At 67.9% G+C, this 21638-nt stretch carries 23 protein-coding genes and 1 pseudogene; 12 read left to right on the top strand and 12 right to left on the bottom strand.

Translation table 11 applies throughout. The features are described 5' to 3' along the window. The first annotated feature begins 47 nt into the window (after positions 1–47). Complete coding sequence (locus C454_RS11300) at positions 48–1130, top strand: archaeosine biosynthesis radical SAM protein RaSEA (protein ID WP_004975662.1); 1083 nt, start codon at positions 48–50, stop codon at positions 1128–1130. 510 nt (positions 1131–1640) lie between these two features. On the opposite strand, the gene purQ is transcribed toward C454_RS11300, so the two are convergent. The 3 genes from purQ to C454_RS11285 all read right to left on the bottom strand — a co-directional run bounded on the left by purQ (position 1641) and on the right by C454_RS11285 (position 3552). Continuing rightward, complete coding sequence (purQ, locus tag C454_RS11295; RefSeq protein ID WP_004975659.1) at positions 1641–2315, bottom strand: phosphoribosylformylglycinamidine synthase I; 675 nt, start codon at positions 2313–2315, stop codon at positions 1641–1643. A gap of 1 nt (position 2316) precedes the next feature. After that, a complete protein-coding gene (purS, locus tag C454_RS11290; RefSeq protein WP_004975657.1) occupies positions 2317–2568 on the bottom strand; it encodes a phosphoribosylformylglycinamidine synthase subunit PurS in 252 nt (83 codons plus the stop codon). An 87-nt stretch (positions 2569–2655) separates the two neighbouring features. Then, the gene (locus C454_RS11285; RefSeq protein ID WP_004975655.1) at positions 2656–3552 is read right to left on the bottom strand and encodes a winged helix-turn-helix domain-containing protein; all 897 of its coding nucleotides are present in this window, start codon (positions 3550–3552) and stop codon (positions 2656–2658) included. Positions 3553–3733: 181 nt separating this feature from the next. Between C454_RS11285 and C454_RS11280 the strand changes: the two genes are divergently transcribed. From C454_RS11280 to C454_RS11270, 3 genes are all read left to right on the top strand, one after another. Continuing rightward, positions 3734–5155, top strand: coding sequence for a GntP family permease (locus tag C454_RS11280; protein WP_004975653.1), 1422 nt, complete (start codon positions 3734–3736; stop codon positions 5153–5155). A gap of 144 nt (positions 5156–5299) precedes the next feature. After that, entirely contained in the window at positions 5300–6283 is a 984-nt protein-coding gene (locus C454_RS11275; RefSeq protein WP_004975650.1) for a formyltetrahydrofolate deformylase, read from the top strand. 65 nt (positions 6284–6348) lie between these two features. Continuing rightward, the gene (locus C454_RS11270) at positions 6349–6567 is read left to right on the top strand and encodes a hypothetical protein (RefSeq protein WP_004975649.1); all 219 of its coding nucleotides are present in this window, start codon (positions 6349–6351) and stop codon (positions 6565–6567) included. 52 nt (positions 6568–6619) lie between these two features. On the opposite strand, the gene C454_RS11265 is transcribed toward C454_RS11270, so the two are convergent. Further along, a complete protein-coding gene (locus C454_RS11265) occupies positions 6620–7639 on the bottom strand; it encodes a phosphoribosylaminoimidazolesuccinocarboxamide synthase (RefSeq protein WP_004975647.1) in 1020 nt (339 codons plus the stop codon). A gap of 138 nt (positions 7640–7777) precedes the next feature. On the opposite strand from C454_RS11265, the gene C454_RS11260 reads away from it, so the two are divergent. The 3 genes and pseudogenes from C454_RS11260 (at position 7778) to C454_RS11250 (ending at position 11134) form a co-directional block, all read left to right on the top strand. After that, the gene (locus tag C454_RS11260) at positions 7778–8545 is read left to right on the top strand and encodes an SIR2 family NAD-dependent protein deacylase (RefSeq protein ID WP_004975644.1); all 768 of its coding nucleotides are present in this window, start codon (positions 7778–7780) and stop codon (positions 8543–8545) included. Next, positions 8523–8927, top strand: a pseudogene (locus tag C454_RS21250) (hypothetical protein); the annotation flags it as partial. The gene C454_RS11260 and the pseudogene C454_RS21250, both read left to right, overlap by 23 nt. Then, entirely contained in the window at positions 8924–11134 is a 2211-nt protein-coding gene (locus C454_RS11250) for an ATP-binding protein (protein ID WP_004975639.1), read from the top strand. The pseudogene C454_RS21250 and the gene C454_RS11250, both read left to right, overlap by 4 nt. A 27-nt stretch (positions 11135–11161) precedes the next feature. Here the strand turns inward: C454_RS11250 and C454_RS11245 are convergent, their stop codons facing one another. Next, positions 11162–11584, bottom strand: a complete 423-nt coding sequence (locus tag C454_RS11245; RefSeq protein WP_004975637.1) for a DUF5518 domain-containing protein — start codon at positions 11582–11584, stop codon at positions 11162–11164. Between the two features lie 109 nt (positions 11585–11693). Between C454_RS11245 and cofH the strand changes: the two genes are divergently transcribed. The 3 genes from cofH (at position 11694) to C454_RS11230 (ending at position 14352) form a co-directional block, all read left to right on the top strand. Continuing rightward, positions 11694–13064, top strand: a complete 1371-nt coding sequence (gene cofH, locus C454_RS11240) for a 7,8-didemethyl-8-hydroxy-5-deazariboflavin synthase subunit CofH (RefSeq protein WP_004975635.1) — start codon at positions 11694–11696, stop codon at positions 13062–13064. A gap of 1 nt (position 13065) precedes the next feature. Further along, on the top strand, positions 13066–13614 hold the full coding sequence (locus C454_RS11235; RefSeq protein WP_049905117.1) for a hypothetical protein: 549 nt from the start codon (positions 13066–13068) through the stop codon (positions 13612–13614). A gap of 135 nt (positions 13615–13749) precedes the next feature. Then, a complete protein-coding gene (locus C454_RS11230) occupies positions 13750–14352 on the top strand; it encodes a hypothetical protein (protein ID WP_004975633.1) in 603 nt (200 codons plus the stop codon). A gap of 36 nt (positions 14353–14388) precedes the next feature. On the opposite strand, the gene cofG is transcribed toward C454_RS11230, so the two are convergent. From cofG to C454_RS11200, 6 genes are all read right to left on the bottom strand, one after another. Beyond that, a complete protein-coding gene (gene cofG / locus C454_RS11225) occupies positions 14389–15561 on the bottom strand; it encodes a 7,8-didemethyl-8-hydroxy-5-deazariboflavin synthase subunit CofG (protein ID WP_004975632.1) in 1173 nt (390 codons plus the stop codon). Between the two features lie 330 nt (positions 15562–15891). Beyond that, positions 15892–16506, bottom strand: a complete 615-nt coding sequence (gene cofC, locus C454_RS11220; RefSeq protein WP_004975631.1) for a 2-phospho-L-lactate guanylyltransferase — start codon at positions 16504–16506, stop codon at positions 15892–15894. 6 nt (positions 16507–16512) lie between these two features. Further along, positions 16513–17307 carry a hypothetical protein gene (locus C454_RS11215; RefSeq protein ID WP_004975630.1) on the bottom strand — a complete coding sequence of 265 codons (795 nt, stop codon included), beginning with the start codon at positions 17305–17307 and terminating at the stop codon, positions 16513–16515. Next, on the bottom strand, positions 17276–18463 hold the full coding sequence (locus C454_RS11210) for a tubulin/FtsZ family protein (protein ID WP_004975628.1): 1188 nt from the start codon (positions 18461–18463) through the stop codon (positions 17276–17278). Before C454_RS11210 ends, C454_RS11215 begins: the two co-directional genes overlap by 32 nt. A 211-nt stretch (positions 18464–18674) precedes the next feature. Next, a complete protein-coding gene (locus tag C454_RS11205; RefSeq protein WP_004975627.1) occupies positions 18675–19580 on the bottom strand; it encodes a complex I NDUFA9 subunit family protein in 906 nt (301 codons plus the stop codon). Positions 19581–19723: 143 nt separating this feature from the next. Continuing rightward, the gene (locus C454_RS11200; RefSeq protein ID WP_004975626.1) at positions 19724–19969 is read right to left on the bottom strand and encodes a hypothetical protein; all 246 of its coding nucleotides are present in this window, start codon (positions 19967–19969) and stop codon (positions 19724–19726) included. An 85-nt stretch (positions 19970–20054) separates the two neighbouring features. Here C454_RS11200 and tmk point away from each other — a divergent pair, with 85 nt between their 5' ends. Next, the gene (gene tmk, locus C454_RS11195) at positions 20055–20648 is read left to right on the top strand and encodes a dTMP kinase (RefSeq protein ID WP_004975625.1); all 594 of its coding nucleotides are present in this window, start codon (positions 20055–20057) and stop codon (positions 20646–20648) included. Between the two features lie 19 nt (positions 20649–20667). Here tmk and C454_RS11190 read toward each other — a convergent pair whose 3' ends face one another. Next, positions 20668–20988, bottom strand: coding sequence for a hypothetical protein (locus tag C454_RS11190; RefSeq protein WP_004975623.1), 321 nt, complete (start codon positions 20986–20988; stop codon positions 20668–20670). 139 nt (positions 20989–21127) lie between these two features. Here C454_RS11190 and C454_RS11185 point away from each other — a divergent pair. Beyond that, on the top strand, positions 21128–21638 hold a 511-nt coding region (locus tag C454_RS11185), incomplete at its 3' end, for a thiamine pyrophosphate-dependent enzyme (protein ID WP_004975621.1).

The following is a 21638-nucleotide window of genomic DNA, read 5'->3' as shown; positions in this document are numbered from 1 at the left end:
GAAGCCAGACGAAGCCGCTTTACGCGCCCGTCTGATACGGGTATCCAATGAGTAAGCCGAGCCCCGAGGTCTACGAGCGGGGACGCGGGATGGACGCGCACAACAAGGTGATGCGCGACATCCGTTCGCGGAAGCAGAAGACCTACGACCCCCACGAGCCCACCCGGGTGTGGATAGACGAGGACAACACGCCCGACGGCGTCTACGACTCGCTGACGATTATCCTCAACACCGGCGGCTGCCGGTGGGCGCGCGCCGGCGGCTGTACCATGTGCGGCTACGTCGCCGAGTCCGTCGAGGGCGGTACCGTCGCCCACGAGGCGCTGATGGACCAGATTCAGGTCTGTCTCGACCACGAGGCCGAAGAGATGGACGACGGCGAGAAAGCGGGCCTCATCAAGATTTACACCTCCGGCTCGTTCCTCGACGAGCGCGAGGTGCCCGCCGAGACCCGCGACGCCATCGCCGAGACGTTCGCCGACCGCGACCGCATGGTCGTCGAGTCGCTCCCAGACTTCGTCACGCGCGAGAAGCTCGCGGACTTCACCGACCGCGGCCTCGAAACCGACGTGGCAGTCGGTCTCGAAACCGCCACCGACCGCGTCCGCCACGACTGCGTGAACAAGTACTTCGACTTCGCCGACTTCGAGGACGCCTGCGAGGAGGCCGCCGCGGCCGGCGGCGGCGTCAAGGCGTACCTCCTGATGAAGCCGCCGTTCCTCTCGGAACCCGAGGCGCTCGACGACATGAAGTCGTCCATCCGCCGGTGTGCGGCGGTCGACAACTGCCACACCGTCTCGATGAACCCGACGAACGTCCAGCGCTACACGATGGTCGACGAGCTGTTCTTCAACGGCGGCTACCGCCCGCCGTGGCTCTGGTCGGTCGCCGACGCGCTCCGCGACACGGTCGACGTGGACGCCATCGTCGTCTCCGACCCCGTCGGCGGCGGCCAAGAGCGCGGTGCGCACAACTGCGGCGACTGCGACGAACTCGTGTTCAAGGCGGTCAAGGACTTCAACCTCCGGCAGGACCCGACCGTCTTCGACCAGGTGTCCTGCGACTGCGAGGCGACGTGGGAGTTCGTCCTCGACAACGAGACGAGCTACAACATGCCGCTGGTCAAGTAGGTCGGCGCGTTCCGTCGCACACTTGGGCTCACGCTGCACCGCCGGTCTCACGCCGCTCGCGCGGGCGAACGACCCCGTCCCGGACCGGGTCGTCACCCGCCGACACCTCCGACCGTTCGTCCAGTATCCCGGCTCGTTTTCTCCGATTCGACTGCGTTAGGCGGTGCTATCGGGGAGTAACTGCCCCCTAACCGTCGGATAGGATATTCGTATCAAAGAGGGTGTGAGTCGTTGTCATATTCGGTGGTTCGGACGTGTCCATCCGAACCGCCCGCCATCATGACGAAACACACGTACAAGACCGTCTACTACGCGGATGGGTGGTTCGAGATTCGCGAAGAGGAGAACGCCGAGGCGTGGATCGCCACGGACGCTCCCTGCGCTCTCGCCCCATAGCACGCGGTACGCGGGTCGGAAACCTCGACACTCCAACATCGCTCATCGTGTACGCCGCCACGTTCGCCAACCGACCCCGTATCGCCCGCCACCGCGGCGGACGGTCCTTTTATACTATCCCTCGAAGCCCGCCAGCACGCCCCGACCGTCGGTGTTGCCGAGTTGCGGCAGCGACGCCCGCTCGGGGTGCGGCATCAGCACCGCGACGGACTCGCTGTCGCCGAGGACGCCCGCGACGTTCCCGAGCGAGCCGTTGGGGTTCGCCTCGTCGGTGACGTTTCCGTCCTCGTCGCAGTAGCGGAAGAGAATCCGGTCGTCGGCTTCGAGCTCCTCGTAGCGCTCCGCGTCGAGTTCGAAGCGTCCCTCGCCGTGGGCGATGGGGAGTTCGATGACCTCGCCTTCCTCGTACGCCGCGGTCCAGCGGGTGTCCGCGTTCTCGACGCGGAGGTAGACGTGTTCGCACTGGAAGCGGGCGCTCGCGTTCGTCGTGAACGCACCGGGGGTGAGACCGGACTCGCAACCGATCTGCGCGCCGTTGCAGACGCCGAGGACGGGGACGCCCTCCGCGGCCGCCTCGCGGACCGATTTCATGATGGGCGAGCGGGCGGCCATCGCGCCGCCGCGCAGGTAGTCGCCGTACGAGAAGCCGCCGGGGAGGACGATGCCCGTCGTCTCCTCGGGGAGGGGGTCTTCGTGCCAGACGCGCTCGGCCTCGAAGCCGAGGTCCGAAAGCGCGCGCACGGCGTCGCGGTCGCAGTTCGAACCGCCGAACTGCACGACTGCGATCATCTCAGGCCTCGACGACCGCGACCTCGTAGTCGTGGATGGTCGGGTTCGCCAGCAAGCGTTCTGCCATCTCGTCGGCGCGGGCCTCGGCCTCGTCGGCGTCGGCCGCGTCGAGGTCGACTTCGTACCGTTCGGTAAAGCGCAGCGCGTCGAGTTCGAACCCGAGTCGTTCCAGCGCGCGCTTCGTGGTCTCCGCCTCGGGGTCGAGCACGCCACGCTTGAGGCGCACCGTCACCGTCGCGGTGTAGGTGGTCATCAGGTGGCGATGCGTGGTGATGTGCAAAAACGGTTTTGGGTCGTGTTTGTTATACACGAATGTGACTACAAACGCGAGGGCCGGCGGCTACGGGGCCGGAGAGCGTTCTACGCCGTGTACTTCGAGTCCCTCGTCGATGGTGAGCGTAAGTGTCTCGTCTTCGACCTCGAAGTCGATGGCGGCGCGCAACGGGTCGTCCGCGACGACGGAGAGCGTGGGTTTGTCGTGCCACGCGGTTCCCCAGAGGAACGGTTGAGAGAGGTCCACGCCGTGGTCGTAGTAGAACGAGACGACTGCGGGGTGGTCGAGGTACGCCATGCCGATGCCGGTGACGATTTTCTCGCGACAGCGCGCACAGCCGTAGACCGCTTGGGGCTCCTCGAAGACGTCGTCGGTCCGGGGGTCGTCCGCTCCTACCGAGAGGTGCGGTTCCATCCGGCCCTGACAACTCATGCAGAAGCCGCGTCGCGCCTGCGCGAGTAGCGACCCGACGTACCGGTCTGCGACTTCGGGGAGGTCGGCGTCGTCGTAGCCCTCCAGCACTCCCGGCGGGATACCGGCGTCAAGAAACGTCCTGTCGCAGTCGGTGCACCTGACGGTGACGCGTTCGTCGACGTAGGTCGCCTCGACCCGTCCGTCGCACGTCGAACAGCGATGGTCGACCGGAATCGCGCCGATGTCGTCGCCGCGGGTGTACGCGCCGGCGAGGATGGCACCGACGACGGCCCACCCGGCGAGGCGAATCTCGTACCCCTCCTCGGACTTCTTGACGAACCGGCCGGTGAGTTTGCCGAGGTGGTAGTTGAACCGGCCGCTGTCGGCGACGCCGACGCGGTCGCGCAACTCGGAGAAACTGAGCGGCTCGCGCGGCGAGGCGGCGAGCGCCCGGACGATTGCGAGTCGCGTCTCGTCGGCGAGAAGCGAGAAGGCGTCCTCGGCGTCGCCGTCGGGGTCGGCGGCGAGGGTGAAGTCGGAACCGGGCATGCCCGGCGGTACGGCGCCGGCCGAGATAACTGAGTCGTCCGCGGCGGGCGTGTCAGGTTTCGCACCCCGGTATATTCGAGCAGTACCCGAGAAATAATTACTTTGTAACGGAGTAAATAATAATTACATACATGATATATGATAATGATTTTTATGCCGTCGATGAGACGCTATCCCACGCATGGCAATCGAGTTCGCACAGAGTCCGCTCTTGACGTTCGTCGTCGGACTCGCGTTGGTCGTGTTGCTACTGGTCGTCTTGGACCTCCCGGCGTTCGTCGGCTTGGCGATAGCCGCGTTCGCGGTCGGCCTCGTCAACGCGGCGTTCGTCCCCGACTTCGCGCTCGCCGATGCGGCGACGAGAACGGCGACGGCGTTCGGCAACGGGATGGCCGGCATCGGGATTCCCATCCTGATGGCCGCCATCATCGGGAAGTCGATGCTCGAAAGCGGCTCCGCCCAGCGCATCGTCCGCTCCTTCCAGTCGCTCGTCGGGAGAGAAAACAGCGACATCGCGCTGTGGGGGAGCAGTACGGTGCTCGCCATCCCCGTGTTCTTCGACAGCGTGTTCTACCTCATGGCCCCCCTCGCGCGGTCGATGCGGGCGCGGATGGGCGACAACTACGCGCTGTATCTCGTCGTCGTCGGGGCCGGCGCGGCGACGGCCCACGTGTTCATCCCGCCGACGCCCGGCCCGCTCGCGGTCGCCAGCGAAATCGGGGCCGACATCGGCACCACGATGCTCATCGGCGTCACCGTCGCCGTCCCGTCGGCCACCATGGGCGGCCTCGTCTACGGCCGCTGGATTAACCGTCATCTCGACATCCCTCTCCGAGACGCGATGGGAACGACCACGGACGAACTGCAGGAGCGCGCCCAGCGCGACGTGTCGTCGCTTCCGAGCTTCCTCGAGGCCACCGCTCCCATCGTCATCGCCGTCGCGCTCGTCGGCTCGCTCACCGTCGTCAACGCCCTCGAAGGCGTGACGGTGGCCGAACCGCTCCGGCCGTTCGTCGGGTTCGTCGTCGACAACCGCCCGTTCGTCGCGTTCATCGGCGATAAGAACGTCGCGCTCACGGTCGCCGCGCTCGCCGCGGCGTACACGTACTACCGCTGGTCCGACCTCTCGCGGTCCGAGTGGGAAGACGAACTCACCGAGGCGCTGAAAAGCGGCGGCAACATCGCGGCTATCACCTCGATGGGCGGCGCGTTCGGCGCGCTCCTCGCGGCCTCCGGAATCGGCTCGTACCTCGCCAACGGGCTCGAAGGCTTCGGCATCCCCCTTCTCGTGACCGCGTGGCTCATCGCCGCCATCGTCCGCATCGCGCAGGGCTCTGCGACCGCGGCGATGCTCACGGCCGCCGGCATCATGGCCCCGCTCACCGGTCAACTTCCGGTCCACACCGCGTATCTGGTGATGGTCATCGGCGCGGGCGGCAACATCTGCTCGTGGTACAACGACTCCGGCTTCTGGCTCGTCAAGGAAATCGGCGGCCTCACGCAGATGGAGACGCTGAAGACGTGGACCGCGCTGACGACGATTATCTCCGTGACCGGGCTCGTCGTCGTCCTCGTCGTCTCGTCGGTGCTCCCGCTGGTGTAGGCGACCTCACGCTCGCCGGCTTTTCCTTTTTGCGGGTGATTCACGGTCGTTCCGGAGGGATTCGCTTGCGGAGAACGACAGCGGTTTACCGTTCGCCGACGCAGGACGCTATATGTTCAGCTTCGAACAGCTGGAGGTGACGGTATGACTCGCGAACTCACCGAAATCACGGTCATCGGAGGAGACAAGACCGGACTCATCGCGAACGTGACCACCCTGCTGTTCGAGCGCGGAATCAACGTCGAGGACTTAGACCAGGCGGTCCGCGAGGGAATCTTCCGGATGACCCTCCACGCCGACACCGCGGAGATGACCTGCTCCCGCGACGAACTCCGGGAGGCGCTTTCCGACCTCGGCGACGACCTCGGCGTCGACGTGCAGGTCCGGTTCCCCTCGGACCGCGAGACCCGCGAAATCGCCGTCCTCGTGACGAAGGAGTCCCACTGCCTCGAGGCGCTGTTCGAGGCGTGGGCGAACGACGACCTCGGCGCGGAGATTTCGGTCGTCATCGGCAACCACGACACGCTCGAACCGCTGGCGAGCCACTACGACGTGCCCTTCCACGACATCGGCGACCAGAAGGGCACCGCCAACGAAGAGCGCATGCTCGACCTCCTCGAACAGTACGACGTGGACCTCATCGTCCTCGCGCGCTACATGCGCATCCTCGGCCCGAACGTCGTCTTCCGCTACGAGGACCGCATCATCAACATCCATCCGTCGCTCCTCCCGTCGTTCCCCGGCGCGGCGGCCTACCGGCAGGCGAAAGAGGAGGGCGTCCGCATCGCGGGTGTCACCGCCCACTACGTGACGACCGACCTCGACCAGGGTCCCATCATCGCCCAGCGCGCCTTCGACGTGCCCGACGACGCCACCATCGAGAAGATAAAAGAGCGCGGCCAGCCGCTGGAGGCCGACGCGCTCCTCGAAGCCGTGAAGCTCCACCTCAACAACGATATCTCGGTCCACCGCGGGCGCACCAGCCTCCGCGAGAGCGCCGACCCCGAGCGCTACCAACTCGGCCTCACCCGCGAGGCGCAGGCGTCGAACCCCGACCGCCCGGTCGACGGCATCATCGACGCCCTCGGCGAGCGCGAGGCGCTCGCGCCCGAACCGTCCGAGGACTGAGGCACCGCTGAGCGGGCCGCCCACCAAACCTAAAACCTATTTCTCCGGCGACACGACTCGGAGCCGTGCCCGTCTCCCTCCGCTATCGCGTCGCCCTCGGCTGCTACGCGCTGTGGCTCGTGGCGACCGTCCTCCTCATCGCTCATCAACTCGGACTCATCCCGCTGCTTCCCGGTGTCGAACCGGGCGTCGTGACCGGCGCAACGGTGTTCGTCGCGCTCGGCGTCGTCCAACTCCTCCGCCGCGGCTGGCGGTTCCTCGTCGGCGATAGCGGCGGACAGTGAGAAGGAAACGGCACAGAACAGACGAAAAACGGCGTGCTCGCTCGGCGACCGACTACAGGTCCCGAACGCGCGCCACGGCGTCCTCGATGGCCGGCGCGTCGAACCAGTCGTGGTCGACGTAGGCGTTGGTGCCGGCGCAGTAGAGGTCCGCCAGCGCCTCGACGATGTCGGCGGGGAGGTGCTCGGGCTCGACCGCGCAGTTCCCGCGCCAGTTCGGCTCGCCCGTCTCGATGGCCTCGGCCTTCGCGTCCTTGACGGCCTCGACCCACTCGGGCTGGACGCGCTTGTAGTACTGCCGGACGACCTCCTTCGAGACCTGCTGGCCGCCGTAGGAAAACCGGTTCTCGTCGAAGGTGCCGACCACGTCGCCGACCTTGACGGTGCCGTCGTGGTACAGACACTCGATTTTGCCGTCCTCGTGGTCGAAACCGGCCTTCTCGGCGCGCTCTGTCAGCACGTGGTTCACGGCGAGCGCGAGCTCTTCGAGGCGGTCGAGGTCGACTTTCCCGGCGATGTCGTCGGCCTCCTCGCGGGAGAGATACCGGTCCTGTTCTTCGTACTTCGTGGAGAACTCCACGACCGGCTCGGGGAGGGAGACGGCCTCGTCGGGCCACTCGTCGGCGTCGAGACCGTAGTCGGCTGGCTCGCCGCGCCGCCGGAGGCTCGACCCCACCGGGACGGTGTTGCGGAAGACGATTTCCAGCGGGATGAGGTAGTTGTCGCCGGCGGCCTCGTGGTAGGCGTCGTAGTCGTACGCGCCGTCCTCGTGGGGGAGGCCGGGCACCTGCGTGAGTTCGATGGCCATCTCCGTCGGCGGCGACTCGCACTCGCCGAGCTCCTTGACCTCGCCGTCTTCGACGACGCCGAGGTAGTGGGTCGGGACGTGGTTCACGTCGAGCAGTTCGAAGTTGTACGCGCCCATGAGACAGAGGCTCGCGCCCTTGTTCGGGACGTGGTCGGGCATCTCGCCCCAGTCGAACACCGAGTAGCGGTCCGAGAAGACGAAGCGGCCCCGCCCGAGGTCGGTCGCCGTCGGCTCCTCCTCGACGCGGAAGTCCTTCACGCTGGTCATGGTCGTCCTCTGGACTCATCCCACTAAGAAGCTTCCACTTCCGTGCGTATCTCGGTCGGAGACGAGTCGAATATATGCACGAACGCGCCCACCGAACGAATCGTATCGCTTTTTCGCGGCTGTGCCCTCCGTTCGGCTATGGACGCTGCCCTCGAATCAGACGCCGCGTGGGTCGCCCGGCGACTCCGCGAGGCCGACACCGCCGTCGCCTTCACCGGCGCGGGGATGAGCACGGCCTCGGGGATTCCCGACTTCCGCGGCGACGACGGCATCTGGGAGACCGAGTTCGACCCGGCGTCGTTCCACCGCGACCGCTTCGTCAACGACCCCGAGGGGTTCTGGCGGGACCGCGTCCGCCTCCAAGAGCGCATGTTTCCCGACGGCGTCGAGCCGAACCCAGGTCACGACGCGCTTTCGGCCCTCGAATCGCGGGGCGTCCTCGACGCGGTCGTGACCCAGAACACCGACGGTCTCCACCGCGATGCCGGCTCGGACCGCGTCGTGGAACTCCACGGGAACGCCGCGGAGGTCGTCTGCGAGGACTGCGGCGCGCGAACCGACGCCGACCCGGCCTTCGAGGCGGTCCGCGCCGGCGACGCGCCGCCGACGTGCGACGACTGCGGCGGCCTGCTCAAGCCCGGCGTCGTCCTGTTCGGCGAGCGCCTCCCCCGCGTCGCCTACAGCGAGGCGAACCGTCTCGCCGGCGACGCCGACGTGTTCCTGTCGCTCGGGTCGTCGCTGACGGTCCACCCCGCGGCTGGCCTCGCCGGCCGGGCCGCCGAGAGCGGCTCGCTGGTCGTCGTCAACTTCGACGCGACGCAGTACGACGACCGCGCCGACCGGGTCGTCCGCGGGGACCTCGCGGCGTTCCTCCCCGAAGTCGAAAAACGAGTCGAACGAGTCTGAACGCGACCGCGTTGCCGCCCCGTCAGGAGTCGAACGGCTCGTCGTCGCGGTGGTTGTCGACGTTCTCCGTCTCGGCCGCTTCCTGTTCTCGCATCTCGTCTTCGGCGTCCGGTTCCTCGGACTCGTCCGGTCGCTCGGCGTCGACCTCCTCGGACTCCTCTGGCGACGACGCGCCGGCGTCGCCGCCGCCGTCGACCGTGACGCCGTGGCCGTCGTCGTCTTCGACGCTCGGTTCGCGGTCGGTCACGTCCGCTTCGGTGTCGTCGGACATCGGGCCGCTAGCTCACGTCGCCCGCGGCAAATAGGTGGTGGCCGAGTGCACGAGCGCCCGGCCACACCCACCAATCAATTGATACTCCCTCCCCGTCATGTCGATGCATGACTCGGTCTCCCTCGCCGGGGGCTCCGGCGGGGACGGCACCGTCCGTTCTCTTCGTCGCCCCCGACCGCACTCGGGCGGACGCCGTCGCGGCCGCGCTCGACCGCCACGACGTGTCCGTCACCGTCGAGTTCGACCTCGGTACCGCGCTCGACCGCATCGACGACCGGACGGTCGACTGCCTCTTGGTCCCGCGGCAGTTCGGTCAACACACCGCCGCCGACGTCGTCGCGCTCGTCCGCGACCGCCATCCCGAAGTTCCGGTCGTCCTCCTCGGCCCCGACAAGGCGGGCGACGACGGTGACGGTGGCGGTGGCGATGCCGACCCGCTCGCGGCCGACGCCGCAGTGTATCGGTTTTCGGACGACGTCGACTCCATCTCCTACGACCGCCTCGCCGACCGCGTCCGGGCGGCGGTCGCCCGCTACCGAAGCTCGCAGGCCCAGCGCACCGAACGCGACATCGTCTCCCGGCTCGAACGCCGCATTCAGCGCACCGAGCGGAAGATAACGTCGCTGCACGGCGTCGCCATGCGGCTCGCGTCGGCCTCCGACGCCGACGACATCTACGAGGAGACCGTCGAGGCGGCGGAGCGCATCCTGAACCTCGACATCTGTTTCGCCTTCGAGGCCGAGGCGGACCGGTTCGTCCCGAGGGCGCAGTCGTCGACGCCGACCGACCGCGAACTCCGGCCGGTCCCGAAGGACGCGGGCGCGATGGGCGAGACGTTCCGCACCGGCGAGTCCCACCGCGCGGTCGACATGGAACTCCACGCGTTCGGCCGCCCCGAGTTCGGTGACTACCGCTCGGGGCTCAGCGTCGCCATCGGTTCGTTCGGCGTGTTTCAGGCGGTCTCCGAGCAGACCGGCGCGTTCGACGAAATCGACCTCGAACTCGCGGAGCTCCTCGTCGCCCACACGAACGCGGCGCTCCAGCGGCTCAACTTCGAGCGCCGGCTTCGGGTCGAACGCGACCAGTACGCCGCCCTGTTCGAGAACAGCGCCGACTGCATCATCGACTCGGAGTTCGTCGACGGCGAGTCCGTCATCCGCGCGGTGAACCCGGCGTTCGAGGCGACGTTCGGCTACGACGAATCCGAGGTCGTCGGCCGCGCCATCGACGACGTGGTCGCACCGGACGACCGCCGCGAGGAGGCCGCGAAGCTCACCGAGATGGTCCGCGCCGGCGACTTCGTCCAGACGGAGGTGCGCAGGCGGACCGCCGACGGCGAGAAGGACTTCCTCCTGCGGTCGGTTCCGGTCGGCGAGAACACCATCTACGCGGTCTACACGGACATCACGGCGCGCCGGGACGTCGAACGCGAGGTCGAAGCCCAGAACCGTCGGCTCGACGAGTTCACGAGCGTCGTCTCCCACGACCTCCGCAACCCGCTTTCGGTCGCCACGGGCCACCTCGACATCGCCCGCGAGGAAGTCGACAACGACCACCTCGCGGCGGTGGCGCGGGCGCACGACCGGATGAACGCGCTCACCGAGGAACTGCTCGTCCTCGCGCGGCAGGGAACCGACGCGTTCGCCACGACGTCCGTGTCCCTCGCCGAGACCGCAGAGCGGTGCTGGGAGAACGTCGAAACCGGGGACGCGACGCTCGTCGTCGCGTCCGACCGGACCGTCGTCGCCGACGCGGGCCGGCTTCACCAACTGTTCGAGAACCTGATGCGGAACTCTGTAGAACACGGTTCCACGGGCAGTCGGATTCCATCCGACGACGCTGTAGAACATGGTTCTACAGGCAACCGGACTGTGTCCGGTGACGCNGTAGAACACGGTTCCACGGGCAGTCGGATTCCATCCGACGACGCTGTAGAACATGGTTCTACAGGCAACCGGACTGTGTCCGGTGACGCCGTCGAGCACGGCCCCCAGAGCGAGACCGGCTCTACCGACGGCGGCGACGACGCCGAAGACGCCGCCAACGCCGAAGACGCCGTTGACGACGGGGACCGCCTCACCGTCACCGTCGGCGCGCTCGACGACGGCTTCTACGTCGAGGACGACGGCGCCGGCGTCCCGCCCGAACTCCGCTCGCGCATCTTCGACAGCGGCTTTTCCACCGGCACCGCCGGCATCGGCTTCGGACTGACAATCGTCTCGAACGTCGCCGACGCCCACGGCTGGACGGTCTCGGTCGGAAAGAGCGACGCGGGCGGCGCTCGCTTCGAGTTCACCGGCGTGGAATCCGAGCCCTGAAGCCGGGTCGAAGGGGCGTGGACGTGTTCAGGCGAACTCCTCGTGGAGGTACGCGCCGAGGTAGCCGCCGAGCGCGCCGAGGCCGACGGTGTAGACGAGGAGCAGTGCGAGGCCGAACAGCGCGACGATGACGATGCCGAGGATGCCGAGGCCGAATCCCAACTCGAACGGGGTGACGCCGATAGCGAAGATGCCGAAGAAGCCGAGGACGACGACGCCGAGGACCACGCCGACGAGACTCACGAACAGCCCGGAGACCGCGCCGGATTTCACGCCGAGTTCGCGGTCGCTTCCGGTCAGGTAGCCGGAGATTGCGCCGCCGAGGACGGTCGACCCCGGAAGCGGCGAGAGGACGATGCTGGCGACCGCGCCGACGAGCGCCGAAAACAGCAGGCTCTCGCGGTCGTCGCCGAGGGACGAGTCGGTCGTCGAAGACGGGGAGTGTTCCATGCCCGACACAACACGGCGGGGCGGCCTAACGCTTTCTCTGCCGCGGCGTCCCGCGGTCGGAGTTCCGGTACCGCCCCGTTTTTAGGACCGTGGCGCGTTTCAAACGAGCATGACCGGTGCCGCCCACGACGACTTCGGGTTCGACCACGTCCCGGAGACAGACCAGTCGTTCGAGAACGCCTTGGCGAAGGCGAGAGCGGGCGAGCGCCTCACGGTCGACGACGGCGTCGAACTCATCACGACGGGCACCGACCGCGAGGGAATCGACGCCGCGCGCAAGGAACTCGTGCTCGAAGCCGCCGACCGGCGGCGCGCCGAGATGGTCGGCGACGACGTGACGTTCGTCGCCAACCTCAACAACAACGTGACGACGGCCTGCAACACCGGCTGTCTGTTCTGTAACTTCAAGAACACCGCCCACCTGTTCGAGTCCGACTCCGACGCCGACCACGGCGGCTTCACGAAGACGCCCGCCGAGTCCCGCGACATCGTCGCCGACGCGGTCGAGATGGGCATCTACGAGGTCACGTCCGTCTCCGGGCTCCACCCCGCGCTCGTCTTAGACGAGGAACACCGCGAGATTCTCGAATCCTACGACAACCCCGCCAGCGAGGTGAACTACAAGCCGCCCGAGGCGTACGACACCGACCCCGCGAGCTACGCCGAACAGCTCTCGGCGATGTCGGTCGACGGCGCGCACGTCCACTCGATGACGCCCGAGGAGGCCCACCACGCCAAGCGCGGAACCGACTGGAGCTACGAGGAGGTCTACCGCCGCCTCGCCGACGCCGGCCTCGACAGCGCGCCCGGCACCGCCGCGGAGATTCTCGTCCCCGAAGTGCGCGAGGTCATCTGCCCCGGCAAAATCGGGACCGACGAGTGGGTCGCCGGGATGGAGGGCGCGATGGAAGCCGGCCTCGACGTGACGGCGACCATCATGTACGGCCACGTCGAGACCGAGAAACACCGCGTGCTCCACCTCGACGTGATTCGGGACCTCCAAGACCGCTACGGCGGCATCACCGAGTTCGTCCCGCTGTCGTTCATCCACCAGAACACGCCGCTGTACGACCGCGGCCTCGTGACCGGCGGCGCGTCCGACGACGAGGACGAACTGCTGGTCGCCGTCTCGCGGCTCTACCTCGACAACGTCGACCACATCCAGTCGTCGTGGGTGAAGTTCGGGAACGCGAAGTCGCTGAAGCTCCTCAACTGCGGCGCTGACGACCTCATGGGCACGATTCTCTCCGAGGAGATAACGAAGCGCGCCGGCGGCGGCTTCGGCGAGTTCCGCTCGTTCGACGACTACGTCGACATGATAACCGCCATCGGCCGCCGGCCGGTCGAGCGCTCGACCGACTACCGGACTCGCCGGCCCATCGACCCCGACGACGGCCCGCACGGCCCGATGCTCGGCCCCCGCGCGGACGGGACGCCCCTGCTCGACGGCCGCCGCGACCCGGCGACCGCCGACGACTGAGATGATGGCGACCACCCACGCGGCCGTGGGGCTGACCCTCGCGGCCCCGCTCGTCTTGGTCGCTCCCGAACTCGCGACCGCGGCGGCCGTCGGCGCGCTCGCCGGCGGCGTCTTCCCCGACGTGGACCTCTTCGTCGGCGTCCACCGCAAGACCCTGCACTTCCCCGTCTACTACAGCGTCGCCGCCGCCGTTTTCGGCGCTGTCGCCGTCGCCTCGCCCTCGACGGTCACCGTCGGGGTCGCCTTGTTCTTCCTCTCGGCGGGGCTCCACTCCGCGTCCGACTGGCTCGGCGCGGGCGACGAACTCCGGCCGTGGGACCGCACCTCCGACCGCGCGGTGTACGTCCACCCGGCGCGGCGGTGGCTCCGGCCCCGCTACCTCGTCCGCTACGACGGCGCGCCGGAGGACCTCGCGTTGACGCTCCTGTTTTCGGTCCCCGGCTTCCTCGCCTTCTCCGGCGGCGTCCGGGTCGCCGTCGCGGTCGGCGTCGCCGTCGCGCTGTTCTACACCGGCTTCAGAAAGCGGATGCCCGAGTGGTTCGGCATCTGAGGCGCAGGCTCCGAGGTGGTGACCGCGCTCGGGGGCGCTCGTTCGGACCACGAAACTCATACGTCTCGGTCGCCGAGTAGGCGAAGCGATGACGACTCGACGACGCCGACCGGCGCGGGGGGTGTTCGCCCCGTGATGGCCCCGACGCACGTGGCGATGAGCCTCGCGCTCGCCGCCGCCGTCGTGTTCGTCGCTCCCGCGGCCGCGCCGCTCGTCGTCGCGGCGGCGCTCGTCGGCGGCGTCTTCCCCGACCTCGACATGGTCGTCGGCGTCCACCGCAGGACGCTCCACCAGGTCGAGGCGTTCGTCGTCGGCTCGGTCGGGTTCGGCGCGGTCGCGCTCCTGACGGGCGACCCGCTGGCCGCGGCCGCGGCGACGGGGTTCGTCGCGGCGGCGCTCCACTGCGCGGCCGACTACCTCGGCGGCAGCAGCGAGGCTCGCCCGTGGGAGGCGCGGACCGACCGCGGCGTCTACGTCCGCAGTCTCGGCGGCTGGGTCGAACCCCGCCGACTCGCGGCTTACGACGGCTCGCCCGGCGACCTCGCGCTCGCCGCGGCGCTCTCGGTTCCGGGGTTCCTGACGCTCGGCGACGGCCCGCGGGGGATTCTCCTCGCCAGCCTCGCCGTCGGCGTCGGTTACGCGCTCGTCAGAAAACGCGTGCCGCAGCTCTCGGGCCGCGCGCCCGCCGTGACCGCCGCGCTCGTCGCGCTCTACTCAGTTCTCGTTCGCCGTCGGTAGAAAACTACACCAGACCGGCCGACGGCCGCGTCGCTCTCACCGCGGAATCGACAGCGGCCCGTCGCCGCGAGCGACGTTCCGGAACCGTCGCCCGTGGACGTCGTCGGCGCTGAGCCGGTCGGTAATCGGCTCGCGGAGCCACTCGCGGTCCGGCGCGGTTCCGCGCGCGCCGTCGGGCGTTCCGTCCCGGTCGCGGACGCTATCGCCGTCGGGGAGGAACCGCTCGTAGACGGGCAGTCGCTCGCGGAGCGGGACGCCCGCCTCGTCGGCGATGTCGACGAGTTCCCGCAGCGCCGGCCACTCGTAGTCGGGGTTGACGTAGTCGTCCGTGACCGGCGAGACGCCGCCGAGGTCGTCGACGCCGCAGGGGACGAGGTCGGCCGCCGCCGAGAGGTTCGGCGGGACCTGCACCGACACCTCCTCGGGGAGCGCGACCCGCGCCATCGCGACGACCCGGCGCATCGTGTCGAGCGACGGGCGCTCGTAGTCCGACCGCTCGTTGGGGACGACGTTCTGGACGATGACCTCCTGAACGTGGCCGTAGCGCTCGTGGAGCGCGCGGATGGCGAGCAGGCTCTCGGCGCGGTCGCGCCACGTCTCGCCGATGCCGACGAGGATGCCCGTCGTGAAGGGGACGCCCACTTCGCCCGCGGCGCGGATGGTGTTGAGCCGCTGCCCCGGCGTCTTCCGCCGGTTGCCCGAGTGGGCGGCCACGTCGGCGGTCGTCTCCAGCATCACGCCCATGCTGGCGTTCAGGGGCGCGAGGTCGGCGAACTCCTCGCGGGTCAGGTCGCCGGGGTTCGAGTGCGGCAACAGGCCCTCGTCGAGGGCGACCTCGCAGGCCGCCGCGAGATAGTCGAGGATGTCGTCGTAGCCCCACTCGTCGAGCTGGCGGTGAATCTCCGTGTAGCGCTCGTCGGGGGCGTCGCCGAAGGTAAACAGCGCCTCCGTACAGCCCGCGTCAGCGCCCGTGCGAACCGTCTCGCGGACCTCGTCGAGGGACATGAGCGTCGCCTCGCCGGGCACGTCGTAGTAGGTGCAGTAGGTGCAGGTGTACCGGCAGGCGGTCGTCAGCGGGATGAACACGTTCCGCGAGAACGAAAGCGCCGCCGGCGCGTCGGCGTCGTCGGGGGTGACGGCGAGCAGTCGCTCCACGTCGGCGTCGTCGATAGTCAGGTCGACTCCGTACTCGTCGGCACCCGCGAACATATCTCCCGGTGCGTGACGAGCCACTAAAAGCGTGTCACTCGCGGCCGATACGGCGGCGATTGGAGTCGCACGGAGAGACGGTAAAACGGAAGTCGAGCTCGGGGCCGGATAGTTGGTGCCAGACACGTCTCCGGCCCGTCCGAGGCGCCGTCAGGCGCTCGCCCCGATTTGGTTGCGAGTGTGACTCGCGTCGTCGTCGCGACGTTCGGACTCCACTTCGACTCCCACGTCGTCTTCGCGACGCGGAAGCGCGCGGCGCACGTTGCCTCAGTTCCCGCCGGGCAGACGGACAACCGCGCCAGTCAATGTTTATCGTGGACCGTTAAGGTCTTATCGGCGCTCGCGGACGGCCTCGACTCTGCCCGACCCGCCTTCGAGTCGGACGCCGGCGTCGACCAGCCACTCGCGGGCGCGCCCCTCGCCGTGGACGAGCACCTCGACGAGGTCGGTCGGCTCGTCCACGTCGACGGCGAGTCGCATCGAATCCACCTCCGCGAACGAACAGCCGGCGTCGCGGGCGATTCGCCGGTGGTCGAGGATGGACGCGCCGTGGTAGTCGACGGAGAAGTCGGGATGGCGGACGACGAGCGCGTTCGTTCCGCCGCCGAGGCCGGGCGCGGCGACCACGTCGGCGTCGGTCTCGAACAGCCGCGCGAGCGCGGCGGGCGTCGCGAGCGCGAGGTCGGCCATGACGACCGCGACCGGGTCGTCGCCGCCGAGTTCGTCGCCGACGACCTCGGTGAGCGGCCGGTCGTCGACAGTGACGGGTGCATCGACCGAAACGGGCGCGTCAGCGACGACTGTCGGGTCGCCGTCGGCCGCGCGAACGGCGTCGAGCACGTCGCGAAGCATCGCGACGGCGAACTCGCGTCGCTCGTCGGCGTCGAAAAACGAGGCGAGTCGGGTCTTCGGCGTTCGTCCCCCGAAGGGAACGACGACTCGCACTGAGAATCAGCCCAGTTTGTCGTAGGTCGTCTGCTGGGACCGCCAGTAGAGGAATCCACCGGCGATGAGCGCGACGACGAGCAGGCCGCCCGCGGCGTAGATGAGCAGTTGGGTCGTCTGACTCGACTGCTGTGCCTGGTTCGCGCTGGTCTCGGCCTCGTTGGCGAGGTTCGTCGCGAGGTTGAACTCTTCGCCGTTGAACGCTTCGACAGCGTTGTTGAACGTCTGCTGGGCTTGTTGCGTGTTGGCCCCACTCGCACTCTGAATCGCGGCCTGCGCACTATCGAGTTCGGTGCGCGCGGCGGCGCTTTCTTCGGTGTAGTGGTGGGCGGTCCACGTGTCGATATCGTTACTGGAGCCACCTTCGCGGGTCTGGTCGAGCGAGATGAGCGTGAACGTCTGCGCGGGGTCGTAGGAGTACGCCTCGACCTCGGGGACGGTCCCCGTCACGGAGATTTCCACTTCGCTCGTTCCGTCGCCAGCGGCGACTTGTGCGCCGCTGAAGTTCTGCCCGTCGAAGGACTGCTGGTCGACTTTCGCACCCGTCTGGTCGTAGTACGTGACGGTCCACGTCACGTCTTCCAGATCGGTCTCGCCCGCGAGCGTCCACGATTCGAGTTGCGGGTTCCTGTACAGTTCATCGAGGGTGGCCGTCGCGGTCACCTGTGAACCGACCTGCGCCTCGTTGGGAACGTTCTCGGACGCGACGCTCACCGCCCCCACCGGGCCCGCGAGGGCCGACAGGAGCACGACGAGCGCGAGCGCCAGCTTAGAAAAGCGACTCCAGTTCGTCTTCGTCATCGTTTATGAGGTTCTCCAGATTCGAATCGCTCTCTTGGCGGATCTCTTCGATGTTATCCTGCGCTTCGATGGCGACCTGCTGCAGCTCCTTGATGCGCGGGACGTTCGTCACGCCCGACAGGAGGATGACACTCGCCACCTTCCCCGCGCCCGGAATCGGGTAGTCGCCGCCGCGAACTTCCATGGAACCGGTCTGCTCCTCGATCCACTTCCGCCCGCGCTCTATGCCTTTCCGGTTCAGATGCTCCGGCGGACCAGCGAGTACGAGCAGCGCGCGCTCCGCGCCTTCGATCTCACACGGGAGCGTGAGTCGACCGAGCGCGGCCTTGCGAACGAGACTCGTGATTCGGTTGGTCGTGTGTGCGGTGTCGAGGTTGTCGTCGGGCTCGTCGCCGCCCGTCAGCCGGGACAGGAGGCCGCCGCCCTTGTTCTTCCGCGGTTCGACGCCCTCGGAGGCGTAGCCGACGGTCGAGACGCCGCCGCCGGCGAGCGTGTTGATAATCTCCGACGAGTCGACGACGGACTCCGCGACTTCCTGTCCGTCCTGGACTTCGCCGGCCCCGAACAGCACGCCGAATCGGTTGACGATCTCCTCGTTGATCTCGTCGTACCCCCCCTGTACCGACTCGCCGGTCTTCCGCCAGGCGTCGTTGTCGAACACGAGGAGGTTGTCGACCTCGCGGACGAACGTCTGGAAGGAGCGCGCGGCGTTGAGCGTGTAGATACCACCCTCGTCGGACCCCGGCAGGATACCGATACCGTAGACGGGTTCGGTGTAGATGCGCTTGAGGTGTTTCGCGAGGACCGGCGCGCCGCCGGAGCCGGTGCCGCCACCGAGCCCGGACACGACGAGGAAGGCGTCGACTTCGTGAACAGGGATGCTGTCGATGGCACCCTGCACCTCGTCGATGTCCTCCTCGGCGATTTCGGCACCGAGTTCGTTGTCCGCACCGACGCCGTGTCCCTTCACGCGGGACTGGCCGATGAGGACGCGCTGGTCCTTCGGTATGTTCTTCAGTCCGAGCAAGTCAGCTTTCGCGGAGTTCACCGCGACCGCAGCGCGGACGATTCCGGCGTTGCGTTCCCGGTCGTACTCGACGAACTTGTCGACTACTTTTCCCCCGGCTTGCCCGAATCCGATCATTGCGAGCTTCATAGGTTCGGTCCCCTCGCCATTGCGTGAATTGCAGTACGAACGCAGACATAAGCGTTGTGATGGGGAAGTGTATATCCATCGTCAGATTATCGGCGAAAAACGGCGACACGAAACCGGTGTTAATCGGACATTATCCCGTAAGAACGGCTAATACCGGCGAAATGGGCCGGAGTTCACAACCGATTAACTCCCGCCAAACGTCGGACGGCCGTCAGTTTCGCTCGGCGAGGTACGCGCCGAGCGTCTTCATCGACGAGGTGTCGACGCCGAAGACGCCCACGTCGTTCTGGTCGGTCGTGTTGTCGAACTGGAGCGAGCGGTACTGGTCTTTCCCCATCGGGAAGCCGGGGACCGCTCCGAGGACGGTCAGGCCGACGCCCGCGAGACCCATCGGCAGCGGGACGATGGTGATGGACTTGTTCTCGGCGTCGTACACCATCTCCGTGATTTCGCGGAGCGTGAGCTTTTCGGGGCCGCCGATGCGGTAGGTCTCGCCGACGCGGTCGTCGTCCTCGACGCCGTCGGCGAGCATCGGGACGAGGTCGCCGACCCAGATGGGCTGGAAGCGCGTCTTCCCGTTGCCCGGAAGCGGGTACAGCGGGACGCCGGGGGCGAACATCCCCTTGAGCCGCTTCGTGAAGGAGACGAACTCGCCGCCGTCGCCGAAGACGACCGACGGGCGGAAGATGACCCAGTCGAGCCCCGACGATTTGACCGCCTGCTCGGCTTTCCCCTTCGAGCGGATGTAGGCGGTGTCGCCGTCGGTGTCGGCCCCGAGCGCGCTCATCTGGACGAGCCGGGACACGTCGTTGGCCTCCGCGGCCTTCACGACGTTTTCGGTCCCCTGCCAGTGGACGATGTCGTGCATCCGGTTGCCGCCCTTCGGCTCGAACAGCGGCGAGAGCGCGACGAGGTTCACGACCGCGTCTTTCCCCTCGAACGCGCCCGCGATGGAGTCGTAGTCCGTCACGTCTCCCATCGCCTTCTCGACGCCGTCGGGGAGGTCCTCGCTGTTCGGACTCCGCGACATCGCGGTCACGCTGTGTCCCCGCGACTGCAGTTCGCGGCAGAGATGGCTCCCGATGAATCCGCTTCCGCCGACGACAAGGACTTTCATGGCGTAATATTCGGCGGAATGAGGGTAAAGCTAACGGGGGATAGAGGTCGATTTCGCCGGGGAACGCTCCGATGGGAACGGCGCTCCCCGGACGGGCGTGTTCGACGCTCCGACCCGCGGCGACGGTTTCCGCGCGGACCCGCTCAGAAGAGAACCGAGGGCGCGACCGAGCCGTCGGTGCGCTTTACCATCCGACCGATTCGGTCGTAGACCACTATCTCCGCGGTCGCCTCGGGACACTTGTCGGGCGCGTCGCTCGGGTGGTCGACCTCGGACTGTTTCGTCGCGAACGACGTGTCAGTCGGGGGGACGCTCTCGTCGAAGCGGACGACGCTGTACGGTTTCTCTCTCGGTAGGAGGTCGTTCCACCACTCTCGGGTGGCTGTCACTGTCTCACGTATCGGTTTGCGTTGACATTATCGTTGCGGCGGCTCGCTTCGGCGCGCTTTTTCCGGAGCGCCGAGTTGGTAGGGTATGCTCGTCACGCTCGAAGGGCTCGACGGGAGCGGGAAGACGACCGTCTGGGAGGCGCTCCACGACGCGTACCCCGACGCCGTCTTCACGCGCGAGCCCACGTCGGACTCGTGGTACGGAGACGCCGTCAACCGCGCTATCGCCGACGACGACGCCGACCCGCTCGCCACGCTGTTCCTCTTTACCGCCGACCACGCGGACCACCTCTCGCGGGTCGTCCGTCCGGCCCTCGCCGACGGCGACCTCGTCATCTCCGACCGTTACTCCGACTCGCGGTACGCCTATCAGGCCGCCTCGCTCCGCGACAGCGACCTCAGACGCCCGATGGAGTACATCAGGGGCATCCACACGGCGTTCACTCGGCCGCCGGACAAGACCATCTACCTCGACGTGGACCCCGAGACGGCCGCCGCGCGCAGCGGCGCGACGAACAAGTTCGAACAGGCGGCGTACCTCGCGGACGTGCGCGCCAACTACGAGCGCCTCATCGAGGCCGAACCGGAGCGGTTCGTCCGCGTCGACGCGACGCGGTCGCCCGAGGACGTGCTCGACGCCGTCGAGGCGGCGCTCGAAGAGATTCTCGCGGAGAACTAGTCACCGACCGACTCACGCCTCACCGCGAGTTCGGGAGGTTCTCGTACTCCTCCGGCGGCGGGACGTAGAGCGTGTCGATGGTGAACCCGAGCGCGAGCGGCATCCCTATCATCACGCCGAGCGCGGCCGTGGGGCTGCCGAGATCAACGCCGATGCCGAACACGCCGGAGAACACCAGCGTCGAGACGAACAGCACGAGCGGGATGAGAAACACGGCGTACAGGATGTAGCCCCACTGCGTCTTCAGTCGAAGGCGGAAAAAGCGGGTCATGACCGCCGCGATGAGCGTGTGGAGGGCGATGACCGCGCCCATGAGCACGAGGTTGACCACCGAGACCATAGCCGACCTACGGAGGCGGTGGTCTTTGGCCTGTCGCTCTCGGTGACCCGCTCGTCCCGCGCCGCCGTCGGTCGAACCGCCCGCCTCGGCCGCCCCGCGGACGGGTGATGTTTATCACGAAGGACCGTGACTCACCGCCATGCACCGACTCATCGCAGAGCGCGGGCTGGACGACACGGGTTTCACCGCAGACGACGCCCGCGCCGCCCTCCGCGACATGATTCGAGCGCGACGGTTCGACGAGCGTGCACTCGCCCTCCAGCGACGCGGATGGATGAGCGGCTACCCGCCGTTCCGCGGACAGGAAGCCTCCCAAATCGGGGCCGCCCACGCCATGCGCGACGACGACGTGTTGCTGCCCACCTATCGGTCGAACGCCCTCCAACTCGCCCGCGGCGTGCCGCCGAGCGACATCCTCCTCTTTCGGCGCGGTCACGCCGAGTACGACTCGGACCACGACGTGCCGGTGTTCCCGCAGGCGGTCCCCATCGGGAGCCAGATTCCCCACGCCGCCGGCGTCGGCATGGCCGCGAACTACCGCGGCGACGACTACGGGGCGCTGGTCTGCTTCGGCGACGGCGCGACCTCCGAGGGCGACTTCCACGAGGGCCTGAACTTCGCGGGCGTCTTCGACACCCCGAACGTCTTCA

This window comes from Haloferax gibbonsii ATCC 33959 (assembly GCF_000336775.1).
Lineage (GTDB): Archaea > Halobacteriota > Halobacteria > Halobacteriales > Haloferacaceae > Haloferax > Haloferax gibbonsii.
The sequence above is the reverse complement of the archived record's forward strand: the minus strand, read 5'-3'. Positions and strand labels throughout refer to the sequence as shown.